General features: G+C 70.1%; 1 protein-coding gene. It reads left to right on the forward strand.

Going from position 1 to position 224, the window contains the following annotated elements; all coding sequences use genetic code 11:
• Positions 1–224: acyltransferase domain-containing protein (locus OO52_RS45905; protein ID WP_037671867.1), on the forward strand; the 224-nt coding region annotated here is incomplete at both ends.

A 224-nucleotide genomic window follows, 5' to 3' on the forward strand; every position in this document is an offset into this window, starting at 1 on the left:
GGCGCCATGACCGCCCTGGAAGCCACCGAGGACGAAGTCCGCCCCCTGCTCACACCCGGCACCGCCCTCGCCGCCGTCAACGGACCACACTCCGTCGTCATCTCCGGCGACCCCACCGAAATCCACCGCATCACCGCACACTTCACCACCCTCGGCCGACGCACCCGACCCCTCACCGTCAGCCACGCCTTCCACTCCCCCCACATGGACCCGATCCTGGCGGA

Origin of the sequence: Streptomyces flaveolus (assembly GCF_000716535.1) — a bacterium.
In the GTDB taxonomy this organism is placed as follows: Bacteria; Actinomycetota; Actinomycetes; order Streptomycetales; family Streptomycetaceae; genus Streptomyces; species Streptomyces flaveolus_A.